The organism is Parendozoicomonas sp. Alg238-R29 (assembly GCF_947331445.1).
GTDB lineage: Bacteria > Pseudomonadota > Gammaproteobacteria > Pseudomonadales > Endozoicomonadaceae > Sansalvadorimonas.
The window spans coordinates 1-2,037 of the sequence record NZ_CAMZOG010000189.1; the positions used below are offsets into that span (position 1 = coordinate 1).

Genomic DNA, 2,037 nt, shown 5'->3' on the forward strand with positions numbered 1-2,037 from the left:
ATTTGCACATTGACGCACAACGCCTGCATGTGGGGCGCCGAAGGCGTCCCAGGCAGCTTGCTGCCGTACACCATGTTCTTGTTAGCCGTGGCCGGTTGTACTACCACTATAGGCACGTTTTATATTCATAAGCTGCTACCGGTCATGTAGGGAAGCCATTCAATCTCTTAATTCTCAAGTGAAGGAACAATATCAAAATCATCGTCATTGAGCTTTTGACTCTTTCTTGGCTCATTGCATACCGCGTTGCCACCTGCATTTCCAAGAGAGTCAATCTCTCTGAGCCATTGCGCAAAGGAGGGAAACAGCTTGTTCTGAATTGCTATATCAATGCATTGTTTTTTGTTCTCATTCGTTGCGAGGCACTTTGATAACTTTCCTCCCCCATTATTGAGGAAGATATTTGCTTCTGATAGGGCTAGAAGCATTTCAATTGATCTTGGCTCTCCGGATTTAGCACTTAGGCTAAATCCGGACATTAGGGCGCGAAATCGAAACAAGGCATCATCGTTAGCACCAGGAGGTACAAAACCATATGAGTATATGGCTTCAGCAATTAGAGCAGCAGCTTCAGGGTTGCCCTGCTTTGCATAAGGGAGAACCATTTTCCAAAAATCATCGCAATACCCTGCCTCCAGTGAGGAAGTCGCTGCACTCTGCCAAGCAGCACTTGATGTTGAAGCATCTTCAGTTCCAGAGTTACAGGACGCAACTGTAAAAAGGCACAAAAGAGCAAACACTCGAAGAAGTGCTTTGTCGTATCTGTAGGAAGTCAATTCACTACCCCTTTTTGTCCCTCAGGAGGGTTTGAGGGTATCAGAGGCTCGAAAGGTATTAGCTTTCGATAAACCGAAATGTGTGGCCATTCAGACTTCTTGTAGCCGTTTAGCAGATAGAAAAAATCCCGTACTATGTCACCTTGTTGCTCGATATTATAGTCTGCAAATTTCTTATCAGGGGTCAGAGGTAGATACTTGTAGGTACGTTCAAAAGTTCCTCTTAGCTTTACGTTTATACCTTTCTGATGTTGCCATACATGAACCATCTCATGAACTAACAGGGCTTGGGCATGAATATCAGCTTTGGAGAAATCCTGTTCATAAAGCTCACCTGCAGGATCAAAGTATATATTGCCGTTAGGTGCCATCGCGACATTATTCGGCTGCATGCCAAAGGGAAAAAATGACTCATGGTACACTCTAACGGTACTGTAATTAACATTATTATCGAAGACAGTTTTGCAGATTTTGATTTCCCCAGCGGTAAGTAATCGGGGCATATTTCTTATTTTACTCACAGAGGTCCCTTCTAATAGTCCGTGCTTAGCAGCACAAAAAATTATGCAATAAATACCTAATGGTTACCATAGATTGACCCGGAGAAGATAGGGGCACACTTTTGGGCTTCATCAGAATATTAAAACTGACGAAAAATTAAGAAAGTGATGATCATAGCGGCTAACGCCTGCATTAAGGGCGCCGAAGGCGTCCTTTGCATGCTCTTGTTGTGCGCACCTAGCCGGACGGGATTGACCGGAGCTGGCAATACACAAACCTGGCGATTTATTGAGGTAAAATTTGCCAGCTGGCAAACCCTACGTTTGGCTCTGTTCACAATACATGTTGGTGCATGAACTATACTTCTGAGCACCGGTTTCTGTCGTGTAATTGGAACCATCGTCATGCAGCAAACACAATTCCAAGAGTTCCTGAAATCTCTCAGTACATTGTCCCCTGAACAGCTGACATGTTTGCACACAACCCTACCGCCATGCCCGAAAACGCCAGAGGTTACGGGCAATAGTCGTCTTCTTGAGCGTCTCAAATATTACTTTGATCAGCACCCGCGGTGCCCTCGCTGTACCTGTGAATCCATGACGCGCTGGGGACAGAGCGCTGGTCATCAACGCTACCGCTGCAACGCATGCGGGCGTACCTGTAACGCATTGAGCGGCACGCCATTGGCTCATTTCCGTATTCGTGAAAAGCTGGATGCCTACTTGTCTTGCATGGATGGAGGAACCACGTTACGCCCGGC

At 45.9% G+C, this 2,037-nt stretch carries 2 protein-coding genes and 1 pseudogene; 1 reads left to right on the forward strand and 2 read right to left on the reverse strand.

Annotation, left to right across the window (positions count from 1 at the left end; translation table 11 throughout):
• Positions 1–167 precede the first annotated feature (167 nt).
• Together QMA35_RS21460 and QMA35_RS21465 are read right to left on the reverse strand one after the other, a co-directional pair.
• Positions 168–776, reverse strand: a complete 609-nt coding sequence (locus QMA35_RS21460; protein WP_281649176.1) for a hypothetical protein — start codon at positions 774–776, stop codon at positions 168–170.
• A complete protein-coding gene (locus tag QMA35_RS21465; protein WP_281649177.1) occupies positions 773–1,297 on the reverse strand; it encodes a hypothetical protein in 525 nt (174 codons plus the stop codon). Before QMA35_RS21465 ends, QMA35_RS21460 begins: the two co-directional genes overlap by 4 nt.
• A 384-nt stretch (positions 1,298–1,681) precedes the next feature.
• Between QMA35_RS21465 and QMA35_RS21980 the strand changes: the two are divergent.
• Positions 1,682–2,037, forward strand: a pseudogene (locus tag QMA35_RS21980) (hypothetical protein); the annotation flags it as partial.